Raw genomic sequence first — 23,401 nt, forward strand, 5'->3', positions numbered from 1 at the left:
GACTCTCCAGATAACAGAGACGACTCGCGCCCCGTGGTTAGGTTAATGACCTAAGGCTTTCAGCAAACCGAAGGCCTGTTTCATATGATCTTCACTGACGATAAATGCACGCAGCCGTTGCTGCTGGTCAAAACCTTTGGCGATCATACCGTGTGGTTGTGCAGTTATCGTCCAGCTCAGATCCTTGCGCTGCGTTTCGCCAGCCAGATGCAATGGCAGCTCGGGAGTTTTGACCTTGACCAACATCGGCGGCAGTTGCACTGCAACGTCGTCCCCCAACAGATTTTTTGCCAGTGCCATGGCACTGAACTGGATCGGTTGCAGGAACGGCAACAACCTGCCGTCGATCTCGGCACAGTCTCCCAGCGCATAAACATCCGCAGCGGAAGTCCGCATGCGCGCATCCACCTGGATACCGCGATTGATCTGTAAATTAGCCTGCTGCGCCAACCCCAGCTTCGGCCGGAGGCCAATCGCTGAAATAACCGCATCTACCTGCAATAGACGACCATTGCCCAGCGTTGCCATCAGGCCTTCTTCGCTTGGTTCCAACGCTGCTAGCCATTGATTAAAGACCAGTTCGACACCCATCTGTTGCAACCGATGCTGCAAACGGCTGCTGACTTCGACAGGCATTAGCGATGACAATAGGCTGCACGCCTTATCCACCACCGTAACCTGTTTACCGGCCCGGCACATATCCATTGACAATTCACTGCCGATCAACCCGCCGCCGAGGATCAGTACCCGCTTCGCTTGCCGTAGAGTGCTTTCAGCCCGTTGATATTCTTGCTGGCTGTTCAGCGTCAATATATATTCCTGCCCGGGCACCGTCGGCACAACGGCCGAAGCGCCGACGGCCATCACCAGTTTGTCGTAGTGCCAGCATTGCTCCGCGCTACTTAGCGTTTTTTGCCGGGTATCGATGTCGATAATATGGGTATTGGGATGCAGCATCAGCTGATACTGTTCGGCAAAACTATGCGACGTTTGTCGCGTCAATGCCGCAGCCGTCTGGTTCTGGCTGATAACATGACTTAATTCCGGTTTGTTGTATTCATCACAACCATCAGCAGCAATCAGCCGAATCGGCACATCGCCATGTTGCTTGCGCAAGTTTTTCACCAGCTGACGCGCGGCAAAACCCGAACCAATGATAACGATCCCGTATTTCATTTTGCCTCCGTCGCCAGTGGTTCGAAGACATCTTTGCCCATTGCACATTCCGGACACAGGAAATCATCCGGCACATCCTGCCAAGCCGTACCGGGAGCTACATTCTGCAACGGTTCCCCTTGTAGCGGATCGTAAATCCACAGACAAACGCTGCACTGCATACGCGCTCCCGCATCGCCATTGTCAGTGCATGCCGGTGGCTGGGGCTGAGCGAGCGATACCGCCGCAACCTCTGGTTGTAATGGCTGCGACACGGTGGAGCGCGCATTGACCGGCGTCGTCAACGCCCATTGCCGCGCCAGATCACGGCCGTGTTGACGGCATATTTCCAGCGTATCCCGATCGGGGCGCCATTTGGCCTTCAGCGCCAACGTGGTTTCAAACCCGCAATCCATCAAGCGCGTCTGAATCCGGTCAACCGCCCCGCCATTCCATCCATAACTACCAAACGCCGAGGCTTTCTTGTTGCGAAAACGCAGCCCGGTCATTTCTTCCAACAGCCCCGCCACCTTCGGCATCATGACATTATTCATGGTCGAAGATCCCACCAGCACCCCTTTGGAACGGAACACGTTAGTGATAATTTCGTTCTTATCATGGCGCGCAACGTTGAAGATCTTCACCGCTACGCGCGGGTCGACTTCGTTGATACCCTGCGCAATAGCATCTGCCATCAGGCGCGTATTATTGGACATGGTGTCATAGAAAATCGTGATACGATCCTCCTGATAATCCGCCGCCCATGCCAGATAATGCTGCACTATCTGCGTTGGGTTGTCGCGCCACACGACGCCGTGCGAGGTGGCGATCATGTCTAACGGCAGGTTGAAGCCCAGAATTTCATTGATTTTCGGCGTGACCAATCGGCTAAACGGCGTCAGGATATTGGCGTAATAGCGCTGACACTGCTCGAACAGTTCGTTTTGGTCGACTTCGTCATTGAACAGATGCTCATCGCAATAGTGTTGACCAAATGCATCATTGCTGAACAAAACCGCATCGCCGGTCATATAGGTCATCATACTGTCGGGCCAGTGCAGCATCGGGGTTTCCACGAAAACCAGTTGCTTGCCGTTGCCGATATCCAGACTGTCGCCGGTATGCACTACGTGAAACTTCCATTCCGGATGGTGGTGGTGCCCGTTAATCGAATCAATGCCATTTTCGGTACAGTAAATAGGCGTATCTGGTATCAGTGCCATCAGTTCACTAAGAGCCCCAGCGTGGTCCTCTTCGGCATGATTGATAACGATACAGTCCAGCGTATTGAGATCGATTTCCAACGCCAGGTTCTGCACAAACTCACGGCTGAATTTATGGTCCACCGTGTCTATCAATACCGTTTTTTCTTCACGAATCAAATAGCTGTTATAGCTGCTACCTTTCAGCGTTTTGTATTCCGTACCATGAAAATCACGCACTTCCCAATCACGTTGTCCGACCCAATGAATGTTGTTTTTTACCTGAATAGCCATGCTGATGCCCTTTTGGTTCATTACGTATCAATGCTCACCGTATAATTAGCAAAAGGCATGCCAGAATTTATATAATTGATTTTGTTTAACTTTTAAAAAATTGATGTCATAAAGACATCAGCATACAATTGTCTTTATGACTATTTCGTGTCGGAAAGACAATCATGCAGCTCTCCATACAGTCCCTCGCCGCCATTGCTATCGACCTGCAAAGTGGATTGAGTCAACGCGATCGTTTTCAACGCCTGATTAACAGCCTGCGGCAATTGTTGAGCTGTGACGCAGCCGCCCTGTTGCGCTTTGAAGGACAGCAATTTACGCCATTGGCAATTGACGGTTTGACGCAGGACGTACTGGGTCGCCGGTTCGCCCTGGGTGACCACCCCCGCCTGGAAGCGATTGCCCGCGCCGGCAACGTGGTGCGTTTTCCCGCCACCAGCGATCTACCGGATCCATATGATGGCCTGATACCCGACCATGGCAGTTTAAAGGTTCATGCCTGTATCGGGCTGCCGCTGTTTGCCGAACAGGACCTGATTGGAGCACTGACCTTTGATAGCCTAAACCCGATGCAATTCGATCGCTTTAGTAACGAAGAACTGAGGCTGATTGGCGTTCTGGCGGCCGGCGCGCTGAACAATGCGCTATTGTTGGAAATGCTGGAGCAGCAGTCCTTCACGCCGCTGACGACCACCTCGGCGAACAGCACAGGCGCCCCGGAGGAAATGATAGGGCTGTCACCGTTGATGCAGCAATTAAAACGGGAGATCAACATCGTTGCCGCTTCTGACCTTAACGTGTTGATCACCGGTGAAACCGGCGTAGGCAAGGAGCTGGTGACGCGCGCCATCCATCAAAAATCATCCCGGGCGTCAAAGCCACTGGTTTATCTCAACTGTGCCGCGCTACCGGAAAGCGTTGCTGAAAGTGAACTATTCGGACATGTAAAAGGTGCATTTACTGGAGCAATCCAGCATCGCATCGGTAAATTTGAGTTGGCGGATAACGGCACGTTGTTTCTCGATGAAATTGGCGAGCTTTCATTATCGTTACAGGCAAAGTTGTTGCGCGTCATTCAGTATGGCGATCTGCAACGCGTTGGTGATGACCATAACAAGCGGGTAAACGTGCGTATTTTAGCCGCCACCAACAGCGATCTTAAACAAGCGGTTGTTGATGGTCTGTTCCGTGCAGATTTATATCATCGCCTCAGCGTATTCCCTATCGTCGTACCGCCGCTGCGCGAACGAGTTAGTGATATTGCGCTGCTGGCCGGCTTCTTTTGCGAGCGGTGTCGCATCAAGCTTGGTTTATCGCAGTTAACGTTGCCCCCGGCAACTTTGGCAAGGCTGGAACACTACGCCTGGCCTGGCAATATACGCGAACTAGAGCATGCCGTTTATCGAGCGGCCATTTTGGCGCGCGCCACACAAAATAGTACCGAGCTGGAACTGCTGCCGGCACATTTCAACTTACAGGCAGAGTCACTACCGGACACCGTGAATACTGCATTGCCAGAGACTATTATCCAGGCCGACCTCGCCACAATGACGCAACATTTCCAGCGCAATGTAATTTATAAAACGCTGGCGGAATGCGATATGAACTGGGCGGCGGCGGCCCGCAGATTACATATCGACAGCGGTAACCTGCACAGATTGGCGAAACGATTAGGTTTAAAATAGCGTACCCAGGCCGGATGGAAAAATGCATCACCACAATGAATTTTTGCATCACATTTTTTATTAAACTCTCGTCTCAAAAACCTTACAATACCTACGATTAATAACCGATTTCCCTGGTGTTGTTGTATGTTGCCCCTCGTCTGGAGGGGCTTTTTTTTTGCCCCAGTATTACCGGTCCGCACCGTAACACCACAGGCTAATGGATGGCGATTCAATCTGTTAGTACGCCCTGCTGCCCCAATCCCACCCATCACTCTCGCCGACAACAACCACATTATCCAATAATAAATCAGCGCAGAAAGGCGTCTCATCACTTTTCTTGCTAAGATTTTTATTACAAAAAACATGCCGATATATTTTTCCGCTAGGTGGCTCATGCAAAAAACCGCTTTGATTTGTTCTGGCCTGCTTTATTGTTCGTTTTCTCACGCCAGCGCGCTCTACTTCTATGAGATTGCGACCGAAGACACCGCGCTGGCGGGTGCTGGCCAGGCGGCACGCGCACAGGATGCCTCGACCATTGTCACCAACCCGGCCGGCATGACTCGCCTGTCCCAGCCTACCTTTACCGGTGGCTTGCAGGTAATGGGAGGGGATATCGATTACCAATTGGATAATTCAGGTAAGCAAAGTCCCGGCAATGTCATGAACCTGTTCCCCAACGCCAGTGGGTTTTACAGCCAGAAAATCAGCGATAATCTGTTTGCTGGCCTTGGACTCTACGGCAACTACGGGCTGGGGATTGATTTCGGCAATTGGGCCGGCGATCGCCTGATCGACAAAAGCACCATGGTTGCGATGACCCTCAGCCCGTCCATGGCATGGCAAGTGAACCAACGCCTTTCGGTCGGCGCTTCCATCAATCTCAATTACGGTTTTCTGTCGCTGACGCGCAATGTCAATGACAATGACAATGATGAAACAGAGAAAGATCACGACTGGGCAATGAGCTACCGCCTCGGTCTGTTAATGCAGCTTACCGATCAGACTCGGGCAGGAATTACCTGGAACAGTAAAACCGACTATGACTTCAACATCGACGCCAAAGCGCGTTTGCCTACGGAGCCAAACCAGGAATATCACCTGCCGCTTTCCGCCCAGGTGCGCGCACCACAGCAAATCATGCTAAGCCTGGTGCATGACATCAATAAACAATGGTCGGTGATGGGAGATGTTGGCTGGCAAGACTGGAGTCAGTTTGGCGCGCCGCGCATTGTGGTCGCCGATCGCAAGCTAGATAACAACAGCCGCATGAAAGATACCTGGCACACGGCGCTCGGAATACAGTATCGGCCAACGGATCTGTGGCGTTTGAATGCCGGCATCGCCTTCGACAGCTCACCCTACCGCGATCAGAGCGACGTGGCGGTTACCCTGCCAACCGGAGACGAATGGCGTTTTGCCAGCGGAGCGCAATATCAGCTCAGCGCAGCAAGCAATATCGGCGTTGCCGTGGAATACCTGCATATGCAGTCATCCAAAGTGCAATCACCGGCAGCGTTGGCAGGGAGCTATGATAGTCCCTCGCTGTGGTTTGCCAGCGTAAATTACAGTTATCAATTTTGAATTACCTGAGCATGCCGTCCAGACACCGAGGTAATAGTTAAACAATATTAATAATTGCACACCTATCGGCCACGACTTTCGCCCAGAATTGATGGTGGAATGATGAAAAAATAAATTACATTGCCGCATCACGGCATTCTATTTTTCATCGCATGCAGACTATTTAAATTTAAACTTAAATTTATTTCATTAATTACTGTTCATCCACTAGCATTGCACGGCGTGAATTATATTTCTGAAAAGTGGCAGTGTTCACAATCTACATAGAATCTGACCCCTCACTGGAAATTTAAACACAACATATTGTAAGTATTTGATTTTTATCCAATTCAATTTAATGAGAAATGTAACGTTAAATATTATTTGTTTACTATACTCATTTTGCCCTCTCATAAACGGAGCTCCATAATGTCTATAAACGCCCCATTCAAAAGGACCATGATTGCCAGTATGCTGACGTTGGCGTCTGGTGCGGTTTCTACCGCTTATGCTGCTAACGCGGCAACCGACACCACAAAACAGGATGCATCGAAACCCAACATCGTGGTTATTTTTGGTGACGATGTAGGTTATTGGAATCTTAGTACTTATAACCAGGGAATGATGGGTTATAAGACGCCAAATATCGACAGTATCGCCAGTGAAGGTGCAAAGTTCACTTCATATTATGCTGAACAGAGCTCCACCGCCGGACGCTCATCATTTATTACCGGCCAGATGCCATTTCGTACCGGCATGAGCAAGGTCGGCATGCCTGGCGCACCACAGGGATTGAGTAAAGACGATCCGACCATCGCCAATATTCTCAAGAATCTGGGTTATGCCACCGGCCAATTTGGCAAAAACCACCTTGGCGACCGCGACGAGTTTCTGCCAACCGCCCACGGTTTTGATGAATTCCTTGGTAATCTTTACCATCTTAATGCCGAAGAAGAGCCCGAAAACCCGGACTATCCGAAAGACCCCGAATACCGCAAACAGTTTGGCCCACGCGGCGTTATCAAAAGCAGTGCCGACGGTAAAATTGAAGATACTGGCCCACTCACCATCAAACGCATGGGCACCGTTGACGAAGAAACGCTGGCTGCGAACAACGACTTTATGGAACGCCAGGTGAAAGCCGGCAAACCATTCTTTACCTGGTACAACACCACCCGCATGCACAACAAAACCCACCTGAAGGATGCCAGTGTCGGTGCTACCGGGCTTGGCAACTACGCCGATGGTATGGTTGAACATGACAAAACGGTCGGTGAAGTACTGAAAAAGGTGAAAGATCTTGGCATTGAAGACAACACCATCATTATCTACACCACCGATAACGGGCCGATGATCGCCACCTGGCCTGATTCCGGCATGACGCCATTCCGCGGCGAGAAAAACACCGGCTGGGAAGGCGGTTTCCGCGTGCCCGCCATGATCAAGTGGCCGGGACATATCAAACCTGGCACGGTGATCAACGATATCTTCGCCAGCAACGACTGGTTCCCGACGCTGGTAGCCGCAGCCGGCGTTACCGATATCAAACAGCAGCTGCTGAAAGGTTATAAAACGTCGTCAATGACCTACAAAGTTCATCTGGACGGCTATAACCAGCTGGACTTCCTGCAAGGTAAAGGTGAAGACCCGCGTAAAGAATTCTTCTACTGGAGCGACGACGGCGATCTATTGGCCATCCGCTATGGCCGCTGGAAGGCACACTTTATGATCCAGGAACACAGCGGTATGGATGTGTGGCGCTACCCGTTCGTCAAACTGCGCGTACCGATGCTGTTCGATCTGGAGATTGATCCACTGGAGCGAGGCGATACCGGCATGGACTACAATAACTGGTTCTACAGCCGTCTGTTCCTGCTGGGTGGCGCGCAAAAATACGTTGGCGAAATGCTGCAAAGTTTCCAGGAGTTCCCTCCTCGCCAAAAACCCGGCTCATTCACGGTTTCGGACGTTCAGCAACTGATCGAGCAAGGTGCGAAAAGCAATTAATCAAACCATTAACCGGGTGGGTAACCACCCGGCATATTCAGGGGTGAGCGATGAAGTACAGCACCACATTACCGGTTAAAGCGTTACCGTCAGCAGAAAAATATGACGGCAAAGGGCCGGCATACAAAAGACGCTTCCATGTGATGGCCAAGCCTACGGGTTCAACCTGTAATCTCGATTGCTCCTACTGTTTCTATCTACACAAAGAACAATTGTTGCAGCAGGATCGCCACACCGGCATGAGTGACGAAGTGCTGGAAAACTTCATTCGCCAATACATTGATGGCCAGGATGGCGAACAGGTGGTTTTTTCATGGCAAGGGGGAGAACCCACTCTGATGGGACTGGAGTTTTTCCACAAGGTGGTGGAATACCAGCAACGCTACAAAAAGCCGGGCCAACGGATAGAAAATGACCTGCAAACCAACGGCGTACTGATTAATGACAAATGGGCCGAGTTTCTTAAACAACACCATTTCCTGGTTGGTTTGTCCATCGACGGTCCGCGTGAACTGCACGATCGTTATCGTGTCACCCGCAGCGGAAAGCCCACCTTTGATAAAGTGATGCAGGGCGTTGCCGCGTTGAAAAGACATCAGGTCCCCTTCAATGCGCTGGTGACGGTGAATCGCACCAACGCCCGTTTTCCGCTGGAGGTTTACCGCTTTGTCACCGGCGAGTTGGGCGCTACCTACATTCAGTTCAATCCCTGCGTTGAACCGGTCGATTTTAAAGAGACTGCCCCACAGTTCTGGCACGAAGACGCCATTCCGGTGACCGGTTCGCGCCGTGCCAAACCGGGCGATCTGGATTCGATAGTCACCGACTGGTCGGTCGATCCGGATGACTGGGGCCATTTCCTTACCGCGGTGTTCGAAGAATGGGTCAACAACGATCTGGGCCGCGTTCAGGTCAATCTGTTCGAAACTGCGGTGGCGCAGACCATGGGAATGCCAGCGCAAATTTGTACCGCATCGGAGTTTTGCGGCAAGGGCCTGGCGGTTGAGAAAAACGGCGATACCTACTCATGCGACCACTACGTTTATCCGGAATATCAGTTAGGCAATATTGAAGACACCAAACTTGCCCATATGGCCTTTTCGCAGCGCCAGCAAGCTTTTGGTCTGGGTAAAAAAGACACCCTGCCGACATACTGCAAAAAATGCCCATACCTGAAACTGTGCTGGGGCGAGTGTCCAAAGAACCGTCTGGTGCGTACCCCGGATGGCGAGCCAGGCCTCAATTACCTGTGCCCGGGCATCAAAGCCTTTTTCAACTACGCGCAACCGATCCTGGTGGGTATCGCCACGCTGTTGCAACCGGATGCTGCGGGAGAACGTAAATGAATAACCGCGAAAAACTGCTGGCTCTTGAACAGCGTATCAATCAGCAGGTTCTGGGGCAGGAATCGCTGGTACGCATGCTGATTGTTGCCCTGCTTTGCGACGGGCATGTGCTGCTCGAAGGCTTGCCCGGACTGGCAAAAACCCGTGCTGTCCGTGAACTGGCCAGCCATATTGAAGGGGAGTTCCGCCGCATCCAGTTTACCCCGGACCTGTTGCCCTCTGACATCACCGGCAGTGAAATTTACCAGCAAAACGCCACGCGCGAGGAAGATCAGTTCCGCTTTCGTCCCGGTCCGGTATTTGGCAACGTGATCCTTGCCGATGAAATCAACCGCGCTTCAGCCCGGGTTCAGTCCGCCCTGCTCGAAGCCATGGAAGAGCGTCACGTTACCGTGGCTGGCAAAACCTGGCCACTACCCGGCATTTTCATGGTGCTGGCCACGCAAAACCCGGTCGATCAGGAAGGTACCTGGCCATTACCTGAAGCCCAGCTCGACCGTTTCCTGATGAAGCTGCTGGTGAATTATCCAGCCAAAGAGCACGAAAAAAAGGTGATGCAATTGGTTCGTGCGGAGCAACAACAAAAATATCAGTCAGTTGCCGCCTCTCCAGCTGCTGGCGCATCGCCGCCGTTAATGCTGTCGCAACAGGAGATCGCCGCCAGTTGGCAGGAGATCGCCGCGGTTTACGTCGCGCCCACCGTCGAAGATTACATCATCAATCTGGTGGATATCACTCGCCACCCGCAGGCCGTCAGCGACACACTGGCCAGCTACATTACCTTTGGCGCCAGCCCGCGTGGCGCTCTGGCTCTGGACCGCTGTGGCCGCGCGCTGGCCTGGCTTGAAGGCCGCGATGCGGTACTGCCGCAAGACATTCAGCAGGTGGCTCCTGCGGTATTGCGCCACCGGCTGATACTGAGCTACCAGGCCAACGCGGATAATTGTTCACCGGACGACGCGATCCGCATGCTGCTCGACGCAGTGGTCGCCTGATGAATAGCGTACTGCAGATCGATCGCAACACGCTGATGGCGCTCGCGGCCGACGCCCGCCTGCTGGCTAATCCGCCGGGGCAGATTCCCCCTGGCGCGCTCGCCGGTGAGCGCGTTTCCCGCCAGCAGGGTCGCGGCCTCAACTTTGACAGCCTGCGCCGCTATCAGCCCGGCGACGACGTGCGGTTAATCGACTGGCAAGCGACGGCACGTCTGCGCTCCCCCTGGATCCGGCTGTATAATGAAGAGCGTGAGCGGCCGGTTTTCCTGATTGTCGATCAACGTCTGGATATGTTTTTCGCCACCCGTGGGCAAGTCAAATCCGTCGCCGCCGCGAAAATTGCCGCGCTGCTAGCCTGGCGCAGTTGGCATGATGGCGATCGCATCGGCAGCGCAGTTTTCAGCGATACCGCATGCAGCCTGCAAAAATGCCGTTCCCCCGCCACCAGCCTCCCCAGGGTGCTGGAGGATGTGCTGCACTACAACCAACAATTGCCCGCACGCTATCCTGATGAAAGTTCGGCCACCGTGTCCCTGGCAGGGGTTTTGCAAAGGGCCAGCCATGCCATCCCCAGCGGCGCCTGGCTGGCTCTGCTCAGCGATTTTCACGATCTTGACGGGCGCTGCGAAGCGTTATTGGCTTCACTCAGGCGGCGTTGCGACATCAGTGCGTTCGTCATCCTCGACGACCTCCATCTGACGCTGCCAAAACAGGGGAGCCTGTCAGCCAGTTACCAGGGACGCCACGCGACGGTATCCCTTACGCCAACGCTGACAGACCAAGTCCGGCAACATATTACCGCACGCCTGGCCGAGCAGAAAAATCGTCTCACCCGAATTGGCGTCCGCGTGAACCAGATAGTGGTTGCGCAGGATCTGGTCAAGCAGCTGCAAAAGGGAGTCTGAATGCTGGAAAAAGGATTTAGCGTACCGGAACTTCTGCAACCTGCGCTACCGCCGAGTGTTTCCTGGTTCCCTCTGCCGCCAGGATGGTATCTGCTGGGCGGTATGTTGCTGATCTGTCTGCTGGTGTGGCTGTTATTTCGACTTGCTCGCTGGCGACGCAATCAATGGCGGCGCCAGGCAATAGCCGCGTTGCCCAGCCAAGATAGTGCTGACGGTTGGCTGGCCTTGATAAAACGCGTATTGCTTATCCATCAGCCGCGCAGCGCCGTCAGCCGCTCGCTGACGGCAGAACAGTTGCTGCAACAGGTTGATATTGACTCTGATTTGCGCATTTCGATCGGTGAAAAATATTGTCAGCCTGACAATCAACTTGACGCTGCCGCCAACGCCCGTCTGCAATCGCAATTGAAAGACTGGCTTGAGAGATTGCCCTATGTCTGAACTATTGACCCAGGTGGATTTCGCCTGGCCCTGGGCCTGGCTGCTAATGCTGCTGCCTCTGGCCGGCCGCTATCTGTTACCGCGCCAGCACGCCGTCAGGGAGCATGTGCGTGTCCCCTTCCTGCCGCGTCTGATTGACGAACTGCAACTTGATAGCAGGCCGGTACGCAGCGGCAAGCTGGCCAGCGCCATGTTCTGGCTGGTTTGGCTGCTGTTGGTCGCCGCTGTCGCCCGCCCAGAGTATCTGACGCCGCCGCAATATATCCAAAAGCCCATGCGCGATCTGGTGCTGATTCTGGATGTGTCGGGTTCAATGTCGAAAAATGACGTTCCCGGCGGCATCACTCGCTTGCAGGCGGTGAAAAACTCGGTCAGCAAATTCGTGGCGGCACGGCAATCCGATCGCATTGGTCTGGTCATTTTTGCCAACCAGGCCTGGCCATTCGCCCCGGTTAGCGAAGACAAGCAGGCGTTGCAAACGCGTATTACCCAACTGTCCCCCGGTATGGTTGGCGAGCAGACGGCGATAGGCGACGCGCTTGGCGTAGGAGTAAAACTGCTCGACAGCAGCGCCAACCAGGACGCCAGCAAACTGGCGATTTTACTCACCGACGGTAACGACACCGCATCGCAATTGGCTCCGCCGCTGGCTGCGCAATTGGCGGTGGCGCATCACGTTCAGGTACATACCATCGCCTTCGGCGATATCAATAGTAGCGGTAGCGACCACGTCGACCTCTCGCAGTTGCAGGAGATTGCGCGCATTACCGGCGGCAAATCATGGACCGCCGCCAATTCCGGCGCCTCATTGGACAGCGTATGGCAGGAAATCGACGCCATCACGCCAGTTCAGGTGAAAGCCATAGGTTGGTCCTGGCATCTGCCGTTATTCCAATGGCCACTGCTGCTCGCACTGGCGCTGTTGATCGCCTACGCGCTGTTGCAGGTTGTTCGAGAGAAAGCCACATGAGTGATTTCCACTTTATTTATCCCTGGCGCCTGCTCGGCCTGGCAATCTGTGTGCTGCTGTGGTTTATCCGCGCAGGTCAAGGCAGTGTCTGGCAGCGAATCATGGACAAACCGCTGGCCAAAGCGCTGATCATCCAGCGGCAGAATACCCTCACGCAACTACTGCCATGGCTGCTGGCGCTTGGCGTTTTCGCGCTCGCCGGCCCCAGTTGGCAACGGGATGTGCCCGCCGCGCTGACTCGGCAAAGCAATGTGATGGTCGTTTTGCAGCAGGATCCGGCGATGTATGCCCAGGATCTGACGCCCAACCGCCACCAGCGCATGCAGAACAAGATCATGGCATTAATGGCGCGATCGCCGGGTACGCGCTTTGGTCTGGTGGTCTACCATACGGGCGCTTATCTGACCACGCCATTAACGCTGGACAGCGCGTTCTATTCGTTATTCCTGCATGCTCAGCAGCCCGACTTGCTGCCACAGGGGGAAGGTTCCGGTCTGCAACAGGGGATCGCCCTGGCGCTGAAAAACATGGAGAATACCACTCAGACGCCGCATAACATCCTGCTGGTTGCCGATACCCTTTCCGCTCAGGATGCCAGCTGGCTGGCGCAGCTCGACGCGCCGATCCAGATTTGGGTGCCCGGCACGGCGCGCGGCGGACAATTACCCGAAAGCTACGCGCAACGCGGCATTGATACACGGCTCGACGTTGCGCGGTTTAGCCAACTGCGCGACAGCGGGATGCCGGTTACGCTGGTCACTAGCGACGACAGCGACTTATCGGCGATCGTCGCTCACCTGAGCCAGTCGGTAAGCGCGCAAAACAACGCACGCGGCGATCTGCACTGGCTTAACGCCGGTTATCTGTTGGTGATAGCGATGCTGTTGTTGCTGCTGTTTGGTCGGCATCAGCTGTTCTGCCGGCTGATTGTACTACTCCCGTTGTTTTATCTGCCTCATGGTCAGGCGGCCTGGAAAGATGCCTGGATCAGCCCGGATATGCAGGGCCAACTGGCTTTCAACCAAGGCCATTATCAACGGGCGGCAGAACGTTTCCAACAGCCACTATGGCAGGGCATTGCCTACTACCGCGCCGGGGATTTTACCGCCGCTGCATCGGCGTTTCGCCAGGCGACGCCTACGGCGGAAACCCTGTTATGGCTGGGTAACAGTTACGCCCAGCAAAAGCAGTGGCAACAGGCGATCAATAGCTATGACCGTGCATTGAGTCTCCAGCCAGACTGGCAAGTTGCGCGGCATAATCGGGCAGAAATCGCCAAAATCATCATGAAACTGCGGCAACAGGAACGTGACCGCCAGTCTGCGCAAGGCAAAGAACAAGACTACAAACCGGACGCAATCAAACATGATCTAGGCAAAGACCAAGGTGTCAATCAGCTGGATATGCAACCTACAGCCAGCAGCAGCCCGCAGGTTGAACAGTGGTTTGACAACCTGGAAATGTCACCATCCGGGCTGTTGGAAAACCTCTACCGTAACCAGACCGAGGCGACACCATGAGGGCCGTACTATTATTGCTGCTGGCGCTCGTCATCCCTGCCCATGCGGCAATGGATATCACACGCGAACTTATCGCGCCGCAGCAGGTGGTTCCCGGCCAACCGTTGCGCATTGCCGTGACTTACTGGACCGACAGCTGGTTTAACCCACCGCCGGAATGGCCGGCCTTCAAGCTAGAAAACGGCTCGTTGTTGACGACTCCGCTGCCAAACCAGCTCCTTAGCCGCCGCAAGAATGGCATTAGCTGGAGCGGCATCCGTCAGGAAAGGCAGGTCATCGCCTGGGATCAGGGCTGGCTAAACCTGCCTGCAACAGAAGTTACACTGTCCTCGGCCAATCAGCCGCCGGTCACCGTGACGCTGCCGGCGCTTAAAACAGCCGTCTCCTGGCCTGCCGGGCTGGAACAGCCGGACCGTTTCCTGCCGGCAGAGCACCTGACGCTAAGCCAGAAAATTCGCCAGTTTCACGCCGTCAATGACGGTCAACTGCATGCAGGCGATGTGGTCGAGCGCATCGTCACCGTCAAGGCTGGCGGCGTTATTGCGACGCAGATCCCACAGTTGCTCTATGCCATTCCTGGTACCGAGACGCAGCGTCTGGCGCCAATAAATACCCTGTTGAAAACTGGCCGGGGCGACATCGGCGACGCCCAGCGCATAGAAACGCTGCGCTATTTACCGTCGCAGGCCGGCAGCGTTACTCTCCCGCCGATCGTATTGCGCTGGTGGGATACTACCCGCCAGCAATGGCAAGTCGCCCAGTTGCCCGGAGCCTCACTACCGGTTGCCAGCACACGTGCCGCCGGCAGTGAGTCGGTGTTGCGCGGCACCTCGGCTCGCGGCCAATGGCAGGCGGCTATCGGCGGTGTTTCGCTGTCGCTGATAGCATTATTGCTCTGGTTGGCGCGTCGTCCACTCTGGCGCAGCCTGAAATATTGCCACCACGGATGGCGGCGCTTCTGGCAACCGATCCCGTTAGCCCAACTGACTCCCAGTAAAAGAGGTAAACGATGAAATACTCTCTACCGCTCGGTGCCCTGTTACTGAGTTATGCCTGCGCATCTCACGCCGAGCCACTTGCCGCCTGGCAAGACACGGCTGCCAAACAGGCCATTATGCAATGGGTGCAGGATGCCACCAGTGAAGAGCGCGCAACATATATTCCCCCGGACAAGCGTTACGTGGTATTTGATAACGACGGCACGCTATGGCCGGAAGCGCCGCTGACGTTTCAATTGCAGTTCGCACTTGATGAAGTGAAACGCCTGGCACCTGAACATCCGGAGTGGCGAAAGGACCCACTGGTCAGCGCGGTATTGCAGGATGATATAGCCACCGTCGCCGCGTCGGGTGAGAAAGGATTGATGCAGCTTTTGACCCTGACCCATAGCAATGTCACTACTGAAGCATTTGCACAACGTGTCGGCAACTGGGTTGAAAGTCACCGTGATAAGCGTTTTGACTGTCGTTACGATCGCATGGGTTATCAGCCTATGCGCCAGTTGCTCGATTATTTACGGGCCAACGGTTTTAAAACCTGGATCGTCTCCGGTGGCGGCATAGACTTCATGCGCGTGCTGGCACAGCGTATGTACGGCATTCCTCCTGAACAGGTGGTGGGGTCGTTCGCGTTGAGTGAATTTGCCCTCACCAACGACGGTTCGCAATTGCGTAAGACAATGAAAGGCGCGTTTTACGATGACGCAGCCGCCAAATCGGTGGCTATTCACCTGTTTATCGGCCAGCGCCCGGTTGCCGCCTTTGGCAATAGCGACGGCGATGTGGCAATGATGCAATACACGTCGGCCAATCCCGCGTTCAAAACCTTTGGTTTACTGGTGCACCATACCGATGCCGAACGTGAATATGCCTACGATAGCCACCCACCCGCAAGCGGCAAGCTGGTCGACGGGTTGAAGCTGGCACCGGCCAAAGGGTGGACCATTGTCGATATAAAGCGGGATTGGAAAACGGTATTTGATCCGGCGTTATGCCCCGCCAAACCCAAATAGCCGGGCCTAACAGAACGCTTGAGGGTTTTTAACGCCGACCCCGGCTGACTTTGGTCGCCTTGGCAGGGTTACCCGCAACGAACTCCAGCGTTGGTGAGTAGTAGAACGGTAGCCAGGCGTTATAGCCGCCCTCCCATTCCCATTTTACCGGGCAGGGCCACAGCATATCTTCATGTAAAATATAATAGACCCATCGTCCTGGTGGACGGCGTGGTTTACGTGTTTTCATAACGCATTCAGACATTGCCCAGCGGTTATAAGACAGGGGTTACCGCTGTATTTTACCGCGATTTAGCACTGACGAACACCCTGCCGACACCACGCGCATACCAAGGTTGGAGCAGCGCATTCCGCGCCTGGCCTGTGCCACAATGACACCGAGTAATGGTCATAAGTCACACATTACCCCAGGATAAGATAAAAGCGCTTGTCTCTGGCATCGTGATAGGCTAGTGTCGCCAATTGACGACAGAATAGCCTCAATCGTCAACAACGAAAGGATTCATGCAACATCATCCATTCATCCCGCCATAGCGCGGGATTTTTTTATGAGCGTTATCCCAGATTTGCTGACCGGCATGGCATGTTGTTTGCTCTTTTTTTGGATCACTCTTATTTTGATAAAGGTCCGTACGGGTTCGCAATCCCTGACGGCACCCTTGTAATAATTGGCTCACTTGGGAATAACTCGGATAGCCCACCGTTGTGGGCTTTTTTCCTCCAGCCGGCCAAGGCGCCCCTCAACGATAAAATGCCCCAACATCGCTGTATGCCCACTACTCCTCTGATTTTTATGTAATTACCCAGCCCTCGCACCGCGTTTTGTTACCGGTATCACGAAAAGTAGTTTCCGTAACGCCAATGCCAAATCTCGCAATTGTGAAGCTGGGCAGGTGAATTACCCTTACAGCCAGCATACCTCTGAGTATAACCGTACAACGACAGGTAACTAACATGAGTCAACAGATCACCCGTAAAGAGAAAATCAGTTATGGGTTGGGCGATATGGCAAGCCATGTGGGGCTGGATAACGTCATCATATTCCTGACCTTCTATTACACAGACGTGGTGGGGTTACCGGCGGCGTTTGTCGGCACCATGTTTTTACTGGCGCGCACGGCGGACGCCATCATCGATCCGGCGATGGGCTACCTGGCAGACCGTACCCGCACCCGCTGGGGTAAGTTCCGCCCGTGGATGCTGTGGCTGGCGCTGCCTTTCGGCGCCAGCTGTCTGCTCACCTATGCAGTGCCCGAATCACTGAGCCTGAACGGCAAAATGATCTTTGCTACCGTCAGTTATACCCTGATGATGCTGATGTATACCGCCATCAACATTCCCTATTGCTCAATGGGTGCGGTGATCACCCCCAATAACGAGCAGCGTATTTCCCTACAGTCGTACCGCTTCTTTCTAGCCACGCTGGGCGGCGCCATGTCGACGTTCTTTATGATGCCGCTGGCAGAATATCTCGGCGGCGACGACAAGCTGATGGGCTACCGCGCGGCGATGGCAATTATGGCGACTGCGGCGGTGATCATGTTCTGGATCTGTTTTGCCAACACCCGCGAACGCATCAATGCTCCAGCTACCCACAACAACTATCTGAGCGAACTGCGCGATCTGTTACGCAACGACCAGTGGCGCGTGGTGTCTGTACTGGTGATCACCAACATCGGTTTTGGGGTAATTCGCCTTGGGGCGATGATGTATTTCGTCACCTATTATCTAGGCAATGCCGGTTATTTCATGTGGATGCTGGGCGCGCATATTCTCGGCAAGGCCGCAGGCAGCGCACTGGCCAAGCGCTTGACGCGCAACGTCGGCAAAGTGCAAATGTTCGGTTACTGCTCCGTGCTGGCCGGCGTGATCAGCATCGCGCTGTTCTTCGCGCCGAAATCCATTCTGCTACTGGTACCGCTCACTTTTATTATTTCTACCCTTTATCAAGCCACTACCACCCTGATGTGGGTGATGATGGCCGACGTTGCCGACTACGGCGAATGGTTACAGGGCAAACGCATGGATGGCGTGGTGTTTTCCACCTTCCTGGCGGTGCTGAAGCTCGGCATGGCAATCAGCGGTGCGATTGTCGGCTGGACCCTGGGCCTTAGCGGCTACGTGGCCAACGCCACCGAACAAACCTCCACCGCAATGTATTGCATTGTCGCCCTGTTCACCATCGTGCCGGGTCTGCTGTCGCTGTGCGCCTTCGCGACGTTGCACTGGTACAAGCTGGACGATGGCACGATGAAATCCATCAACCCTGCCAAACAAAGTCTTTCATAAAGGATATGGTTACTGATGAGCGAACTTATTCAACGCGCCAACGGTATTGAGTGGCGATTCGAACGCCAAATTTTGCGCGTAGAGCCCTGGGGCCAAAACAGCCTGCGCGTACGTGCCACCTGTAGCCCGGAATTCGGCGATCGGTTACACGCCCTGCTGCCGGCCGAGCCCGTTACGGCGAACGTTCGCACCGAGGCGGAAACCCTGACGCTGCATAATGGCAACATCACCGCGGTACTTAATCTGAAGGGCCAGTTGGCCTTCTACAACCAGCACGGCGAACTGCTGCTGGAAGAAATGTGGCGACAGCGCTCCACCGTCGGCATCGGCGCCAGCGAAAAGAGCCAAGATAAGTATGTTAGCGCCCTCAAGCTTGACGGGCGCGAGTTCAAGCCGTTGCCGGGGGGGAAATACCAACTCACCGTACGCTTTGAAGCCCAGGCTGGTGAGCGGATTTACGGCATGGGACAATACCAGCAGCCCTGGCTGGATCTGAAAGGTTGCGCACTCGAACTGGCGCAGCGCAATTCGCAGGCCAGCGTACCGTTTATGCAATCCAGCCTCGGTTACGGCCTGCTGTGGAACAATCCGGCCATCGGTGAAGCGACATTTGCCAAAAACCACACCGAGTGGCGCGCGCAGGTCACGCAGGAAATGGACTACTGGATCACCGCCGCCGATACCCTGCCGCAAATTACGCGGCAATACGCGCGGGCCACCGGTACACCGCCCCCTGCGCCGGCGTTTATCAGCGGCCTGTGGCAGTGCAAACTGCGTTACCGCAACCAGCAGGAAGTGCTGGAGGTGGCGCGTGAATACCGTCGTCGCCAGTTGCCACTGTCGGTGATGGTGATCGATTTCTTCCACTGGCCTAATCAGGGCACCTGGTGTTTTGATCCCGTCGACTGGCCGGATCCCAAAGCGATGGTCGACGAGTTAAAGGCGATGGGCATTGAACTGATGGTGTCGGTGTGGCCGACGGTAGAAGCCAGAAGCCCGCTCTACCCACAGATGAAGGCCAAAGGCTGGCTGGTGACCAGCGATCGCGGTGTGCAAGTCAATCTCGATTTTATGGGCAATACCACCTTTTTTGACGCCACGCATCCGGACGCTCGCGCCTTTGTTTGGCAAACGGTGAAGAAAAACTACTACGATCTGGGGATTAAATTATTCTGGCTCGACGAGGCGGAGCCGGAATACCGCGCCTATGATTTTGATAATTATCGCTATCATGCCGGCCCGGTGCTGGAGGTCGGCAACCAGTATCCACGAGATTTTGCTCAGGGATTTTATGACGGCCTGCAAGCCAACGGCGAAACTGAGGTAGTCAATCTGGTCCGCTGTTCATGGGCCGGTAGCCAACGTTTTGGCGTTCTGGCCTGGTCCGGCGATGTACACTCCTCGTTCCATGCGTTTCGTAACCAGCTGGCGGCCGGGTTGAACATGGGCATGGCGGGTATTCCGTGGTGGACCACCGATATTGGCGGCTTTCAAGGCGGCAATATCCACGATCCGGCGTTTCACGAACTATTGATTCGCTGGTTCCAATGGGCGGTATTTTGCCCGGTGCTACGCATGCATGGCTATCGCGAACCACAGATCCAGCCGCCGGAGAGCTACCGCAATGGCATCCCGCAGTGCAACAGCGGATCGCCCAACGAGTTGTGGAGCTACGGCGAAGAGAATTATGCCATCATGCAGCACTGGTTGGCGATACGTGAAAAATTGCGTCCTTACATCGATGCGCTGTTTGATCATGCCCACCGCCATGGCGACCCGCTGATGCGCCCGCTGTTCTGGCATTATCCCGATGAACCGCAGAGTTGGCAGGTGGAAGATCAATATCTGTTTGGCGAGGAGTTGCTGGTGGCACCGGTGATGCATGCCGGTGCGCGTCAGCGTGAAGTCTGGCTGCCCGGTAACCACGACTGGATTGCGCTCGACGGTGAGCGTTATCGTGGGCAACAGCGTTTAACCGTCCGTGCCGAGCTGGACAGTATCCCGCTATTCATACGTGAAGGGAGTGAGCTGGTGGCGCGACTGACCGCCGGCTAAGGGCGCCTAACGCCCCAACGGTTCGCTAAACCATGCCTGCCTCTTTGCCAATGCTTTCTCAGGCAAAGGGGCTATTTTGTCCTAACCTATAGGATACACGCGCCAGTCACCGGCGTTGATTACTGCCGGTAACTCGTCCGCGGTTCAGCCTGTATATCGGTATTTTCGAGGTCAACCATGACAATCACAGCAGACCAACTGCAACAGCTGGTCAATGCCAGTGGGGTAACCGGCGCGCTGGCGCAGGAACTGCTGGCCGCTCGCCGGCGCATTGAACAACTGGAGGAGCGCTTGGCCGTGCCCGTTCGTTTGCCCTACTGCAGTTCCAGCCCGGTGTGTGAAATAGCGTCAGGGTATGCCGCCGGCGTAAACGACAGTAAACAGGCGATACGGCAGGCGGGCTATCCGATAGCAGGCGACGAATAGCGGATTGATACTGATAGGCCGACATCTGAGGATAATGAGCTTAAACCGAGCCTTCTTTTTCAATCACCAGGATCCGCGCTTCGCCTTGTGGATGAGCCACGTGCTCACAGCCCACGTTGGCATAAAATATATCCCCCGCGTTGAGCAGCACCTGGCGTACTTCTCCCTGCTCTTTGTAGCGCATCTCGACGCTTCCATCCATAACGGCAAAAACCTCTTGCCCATCATTGATGTGCCACTTATAAGGTTTGTCCGTCCAGTGCAGGCGTACCGATGTACCATCAAAGTTGGCGATGTCGATAGCTCCCCAGGCTCGCTCCGCAGTAAACGCTTTACCGATATATGTTTTCATTTATAACCTATGTTTTATAACAATATAAAACATCACTTTACTCTTTTTAGCGATGGAGTAAATCGGCCTTTACACCGACTGACAGTGAGAATGTTCTCTCTGGCGCAACCCGTTAACGATGGGTGACCGGCCTAATTATTTTTATTCTTTATTATCCCTGGTGAATACTTATTTATCTGATCGGGAAAGGCCAGGGACGATCGACCCCATCAAGCGACAATCCTACCGTAACGATAAAGTACGCGATCGCCACACCAAACGCGATGATGACCAGCTTTTCCATCAGACTAAGGCGCTTCTCATCTGTCATTTCCAATCTCTCCTCATTCCAACCCACTGACAAGTCCTTATAAAACATAGGCAACGACCTCTTCGGTATCAATAGCCACACATAAAATGTAACATTATAGATAAGTCATTTTTATACATTAGGCCATCCCTCAACCTATGCTGAACCGCAAGATAACCGCCCCTATTCTGACAGATGCAAGTTGGGGCCGGTGACGACGCGCGCCCACGGCAGGCGCAGCTACGGCTTGTTATGCGGGTTCCTTGTCATCAGCCGTGCACGCTCCCCGCCCGGCGAGCACTGAAACTCATTCCACGAGATGCTGCTTAGCCGACCAGGCGCCCTCGACTGCTTAACCAGACGGCTGGATATGACATTGCCACCGCTATGGAACTTCACCCGTCGATATCGTTGTCGCAGCGACGCTTGCGCGATGGGAACCGGCGTTTAACGGACACGCCTGGTTGCCCTGCCAATGGTTAATTAATCATATTTATCAGGATTCGAAATAAGTATTAGAGATTCCATCTATGTAATAATGATTATGCCATATTAATAATGTTTCCCATGGAATTTGACTTATGGAAAACCTCATCAGTTAGCCATTAACGAACTCGGCTCCCGCATAAATAATACCACTGACCGACACTCTTTATTGTTAAACGAAAAATACGGATTATTTATAGGAAAACACGATATTTAACAAAAGATTGTATTATTAGAGCACAAAAAAACGACCAATTAATTTAATGACATTCAACGTCGCTATCTTTTTCTCGAACTAATTTTACATGCCAACAATACCAATCCAACAATACCGATAATGACCACAATAGCAGCCATTAATAATGTAATGGCGATTTTCAATTTTCATTTCCTTTTGGCGCCTCACCCAATAGTCGCGATCGTTTCTCATCTTTTGACATCGGATCAGAATCAACTGGTGGAATACCGTTATCGCCCGTAAGGCATGCGCTGTAATCGACTCCCGGGTCTATCGTCCATGACTCTGGGTCGCAGTCTGCCTGCGTTGGCGGTCTTAAATCGGCAAAAGCCATAGAACTGACGAATACCAAGGCCAGTGTAATAATCATTTTTATATACTTCATATTTCCCTTTATAAGAATAACGACGGGTCAATGCTAACAACCATTAATTATGATTGCATTTAGCATTAACACATCAATTTATTAACATTATAGGCACTGCGGCACGTAGCTTAAAAATCAACCTTAGAGGTAATATAAAATTATTGATCGCAACAAAGGCTCGGTCAAGCTATGCCTACTATTTTTCCTAAATCGGCAATCGCGGAGCCGCCAACCGTTAATCACTCAGCGCCTCAATCAATATTGACTGCAATTATTAGAACAATTTAAATGGACGGGCAATAATCAATAGGTTGCTAACCAATTAGCAATTGGATTCTAGCAGCGCCGCTGCGCTGAAAAAAGCAAAGAAATTTATTCATATTCACGGTAGTTATATTAACTGAAAAAATTTTTGGCTTGAAAATAATCACTCAACTCCCAATTATCGGTGTCGCTGCCATAAATATAAATGCCTTTTACCGGGCACCGTGTCTGGCAGGCGAGCCTGTGTCACTGCACAGATGAACGTCGTCATCCGCCGTGTCACGTATGCCAAAAGACGCCAAGCCATGCATCCAGGCGGTTTAACAGCTAAATCCCGTTACGTCCCCCTACCTTGCAACGCATAGCACCATCACCGCTTGTCGCCAGCCACCATTGCTCCGTCAATTCTGCCAGATCGTGCTTATCTATCTGACATCGCCAGCGTTGATGTCCATGACGGTTTTAATTCCGCAGCTTAACGGCCAAGACATTGCTTTTAGGCTTGCGCCTTGTCTGCCCCGATTGCGCGTTAAAGCAAAACCAGAGCTCTGCACTAGAG

20 protein-coding genes are annotated in these 23,401 nt (G+C 53.5%); 14 read left to right on the plus strand and 6 right to left on the minus strand.

Features of this window, described 5'->3' with window-relative positions; translation table 11 throughout:
* Nucleotides 1-42: 42 nt before the first annotated feature.
* Both norW and norV read right to left on the minus strand, forming a co-directional pair.
* The gene (gene norW / locus NYE85_RS18190) at nt 43-1,176 is read right to left on the minus strand and encodes an NADH:flavorubredoxin reductase NorW (RefSeq protein ID WP_259006109.1); all 1,134 of its coding nucleotides are present in this window, start codon (nt 1,174-1,176) and stop codon (nt 43-45) included.
* Nucleotides 1,173-2,651, minus strand: a complete 1,479-nt coding sequence (norV, locus tag NYE85_RS18195; protein WP_259006110.1) for an anaerobic nitric oxide reductase flavorubredoxin — start codon at nt 2,649-2,651, stop codon at nt 1,173-1,175. The genes norW and norV overlap by 4 nt, the downstream gene beginning before the upstream one ends.
* A gap of 164 nt (nt 2,652-2,815) precedes the next feature.
* On the opposite strand from norV, the gene norR reads away from it, so the two are divergent.
* The 11 genes from norR (at nt 2,816) to NYE85_RS18250 (ending at nt 16,076) form a co-directional block, all read left to right on the plus strand.
* On the plus strand, nt 2,816-4,336 hold the full coding sequence (gene norR / locus NYE85_RS18200) for a nitric oxide reductase transcriptional regulator NorR (protein ID WP_259006111.1): 1,521 nt from the start codon (nt 2,816-2,818) through the stop codon (nt 4,334-4,336).
* 375 nt (nt 4,337-4,711) lie between these two features.
* Entirely contained in the window at nt 4,712-5,902 is a 1,191-nt protein-coding gene (locus NYE85_RS18205; protein WP_259006112.1) for an OmpP1/FadL family transporter, read from the plus strand.
* A 408-nt stretch (nt 5,903-6,310) separates the two neighbouring features.
* Nucleotides 6,311-7,888 carry an arylsulfatase gene (locus NYE85_RS18210; protein ID WP_259006113.1) on the plus strand — a complete coding sequence of 526 codons (1,578 nt, stop codon included), beginning with the start codon at nt 6,311-6,313 and terminating at the stop codon, nt 7,886-7,888.
* A gap of 50 nt (nt 7,889-7,938) precedes the next feature.
* Nucleotides 7,939-9,234: an anaerobic sulfatase maturase gene (locus NYE85_RS18215; protein ID WP_259006114.1), complete on the plus strand. Its 1,296-nt coding sequence runs from the start codon at nt 7,939-7,941 to the stop codon at nt 9,232-9,234.
* A complete protein-coding gene (locus tag NYE85_RS18220) occupies nt 9,231-10,229 on the plus strand; it encodes a MoxR family ATPase (protein ID WP_259006115.1) in 999 nt (332 codons plus the stop codon). The genes NYE85_RS18215 and NYE85_RS18220 overlap by 4 nt, the downstream gene beginning before the upstream one ends.
* Nucleotides 10,229-11,134 carry a DUF58 domain-containing protein gene (locus NYE85_RS18225; protein ID WP_259006116.1) on the plus strand — a complete coding sequence of 302 codons (906 nt, stop codon included), beginning with the start codon at nt 10,229-10,231 and terminating at the stop codon, nt 11,132-11,134. The genes NYE85_RS18220 and NYE85_RS18225 overlap by 1 nt, the downstream gene beginning before the upstream one ends.
* Nucleotides 11,135-11,575, plus strand: coding sequence for a DUF4381 domain-containing protein (locus tag NYE85_RS18230; protein WP_259006117.1), 441 nt, complete (start codon nt 11,135-11,137; stop codon nt 11,573-11,575).
* Entirely contained in the window at nt 11,568-12,545 is a 978-nt protein-coding gene (locus NYE85_RS18235; RefSeq protein WP_259006118.1) for a VWA domain-containing protein, read from the plus strand. The genes NYE85_RS18230 and NYE85_RS18235 overlap by 8 nt, the downstream gene beginning before the upstream one ends.
* A complete protein-coding gene (locus NYE85_RS18240) occupies nt 12,542-14,065 on the plus strand; it encodes a tetratricopeptide repeat protein (RefSeq protein WP_259006119.1) in 1,524 nt (507 codons plus the stop codon). Before NYE85_RS18235 ends, NYE85_RS18240 begins: the two co-directional genes overlap by 4 nt.
* On the plus strand, nt 14,062-15,078 hold the full coding sequence (locus NYE85_RS18245) for an oxygen tolerance domain protein (protein WP_259006120.1): 1,017 nt from the start codon (nt 14,062-14,064) through the stop codon (nt 15,076-15,078). Before NYE85_RS18240 ends, NYE85_RS18245 begins: the two co-directional genes overlap by 4 nt.
* Nucleotides 15,075-16,076 (plus strand): HAD family phosphatase, encoded by a 1,002-nt coding sequence (locus NYE85_RS18250; protein ID WP_259006121.1) that lies wholly within the window; start codon nt 15,075-15,077, stop codon nt 16,074-16,076. Before NYE85_RS18245 ends, NYE85_RS18250 begins: the two co-directional genes overlap by 4 nt.
* A gap of 28 nt (nt 16,077-16,104) precedes the next feature.
* Here the strand turns inward: NYE85_RS18250 and NYE85_RS18255 are convergent, their stop codons facing one another.
* Nucleotides 16,105-16,305: a hypothetical protein gene (locus NYE85_RS18255; protein WP_039992224.1), complete on the minus strand. Its 201-nt coding sequence runs from the start codon at nt 16,303-16,305 to the stop codon at nt 16,105-16,107.
* A gap of 725 nt (nt 16,306-17,030) precedes the next feature.
* Here NYE85_RS18255 and NYE85_RS18260 point away from each other — a divergent pair.
* The 3 genes from NYE85_RS18260 to NYE85_RS18270 all read left to right on the plus strand — a co-directional run bounded on the left by NYE85_RS18260 (nt 17,031) and on the right by NYE85_RS18270 (nt 20,846).
* Entirely contained in the window at nt 17,031-18,365 is a 1,335-nt protein-coding gene (locus NYE85_RS18260) for a glycoside-pentoside-hexuronide (GPH):cation symporter (protein WP_259006122.1), read from the plus strand.
* 15 nt (nt 18,366-18,380) lie between these two features.
* Entirely contained in the window at nt 18,381-20,420 is a 2,040-nt protein-coding gene (locus NYE85_RS18265) for a TIM-barrel domain-containing protein (RefSeq protein ID WP_259006123.1), read from the plus strand.
* A gap of 177 nt (nt 20,421-20,597) precedes the next feature.
* Entirely contained in the window at nt 20,598-20,846 is a 249-nt protein-coding gene (locus NYE85_RS18270; RefSeq protein ID WP_259006124.1) for a hypothetical protein, read from the plus strand.
* A gap of 40 nt (nt 20,847-20,886) precedes the next feature.
* Here NYE85_RS18270 and NYE85_RS18275 read toward each other — a convergent pair whose 3' ends face one another.
* The 3 genes from NYE85_RS18275 to NYE85_RS18285 all read right to left on the minus strand — a co-directional run bounded on the left by NYE85_RS18275 (nt 20,887) and on the right by NYE85_RS18285 (nt 22,581).
* Nucleotides 20,887-21,198: a cupin gene (locus NYE85_RS18275; protein WP_259006125.1), complete on the minus strand. Its 312-nt coding sequence runs from the start codon at nt 21,196-21,198 to the stop codon at nt 20,887-20,889.
* A gap of 172 nt (nt 21,199-21,370) precedes the next feature.
* Nucleotides 21,371-21,508, minus strand: coding sequence for a hypothetical protein (locus tag NYE85_RS18280; RefSeq protein ID WP_259006126.1), 138 nt, complete (start codon nt 21,506-21,508; stop codon nt 21,371-21,373).
* 842 nt (nt 21,509-22,350) lie between these two features.
* Nucleotides 22,351-22,581 carry a hypothetical protein gene (locus tag NYE85_RS18285; RefSeq protein ID WP_259006127.1) on the minus strand — a complete coding sequence of 77 codons (231 nt, stop codon included), beginning with the start codon at nt 22,579-22,581 and terminating at the stop codon, nt 22,351-22,353.
* Nucleotides 22,582-23,401: the final 820 nt, after the last annotated feature.

Origin of the sequence: Serratia sp. AKBS12, from assembly GCF_024793895.1 — a bacterium.
Classification (GTDB): Bacteria; Pseudomonadota; Gammaproteobacteria; order Enterobacterales; family Enterobacteriaceae; genus Serratia_F.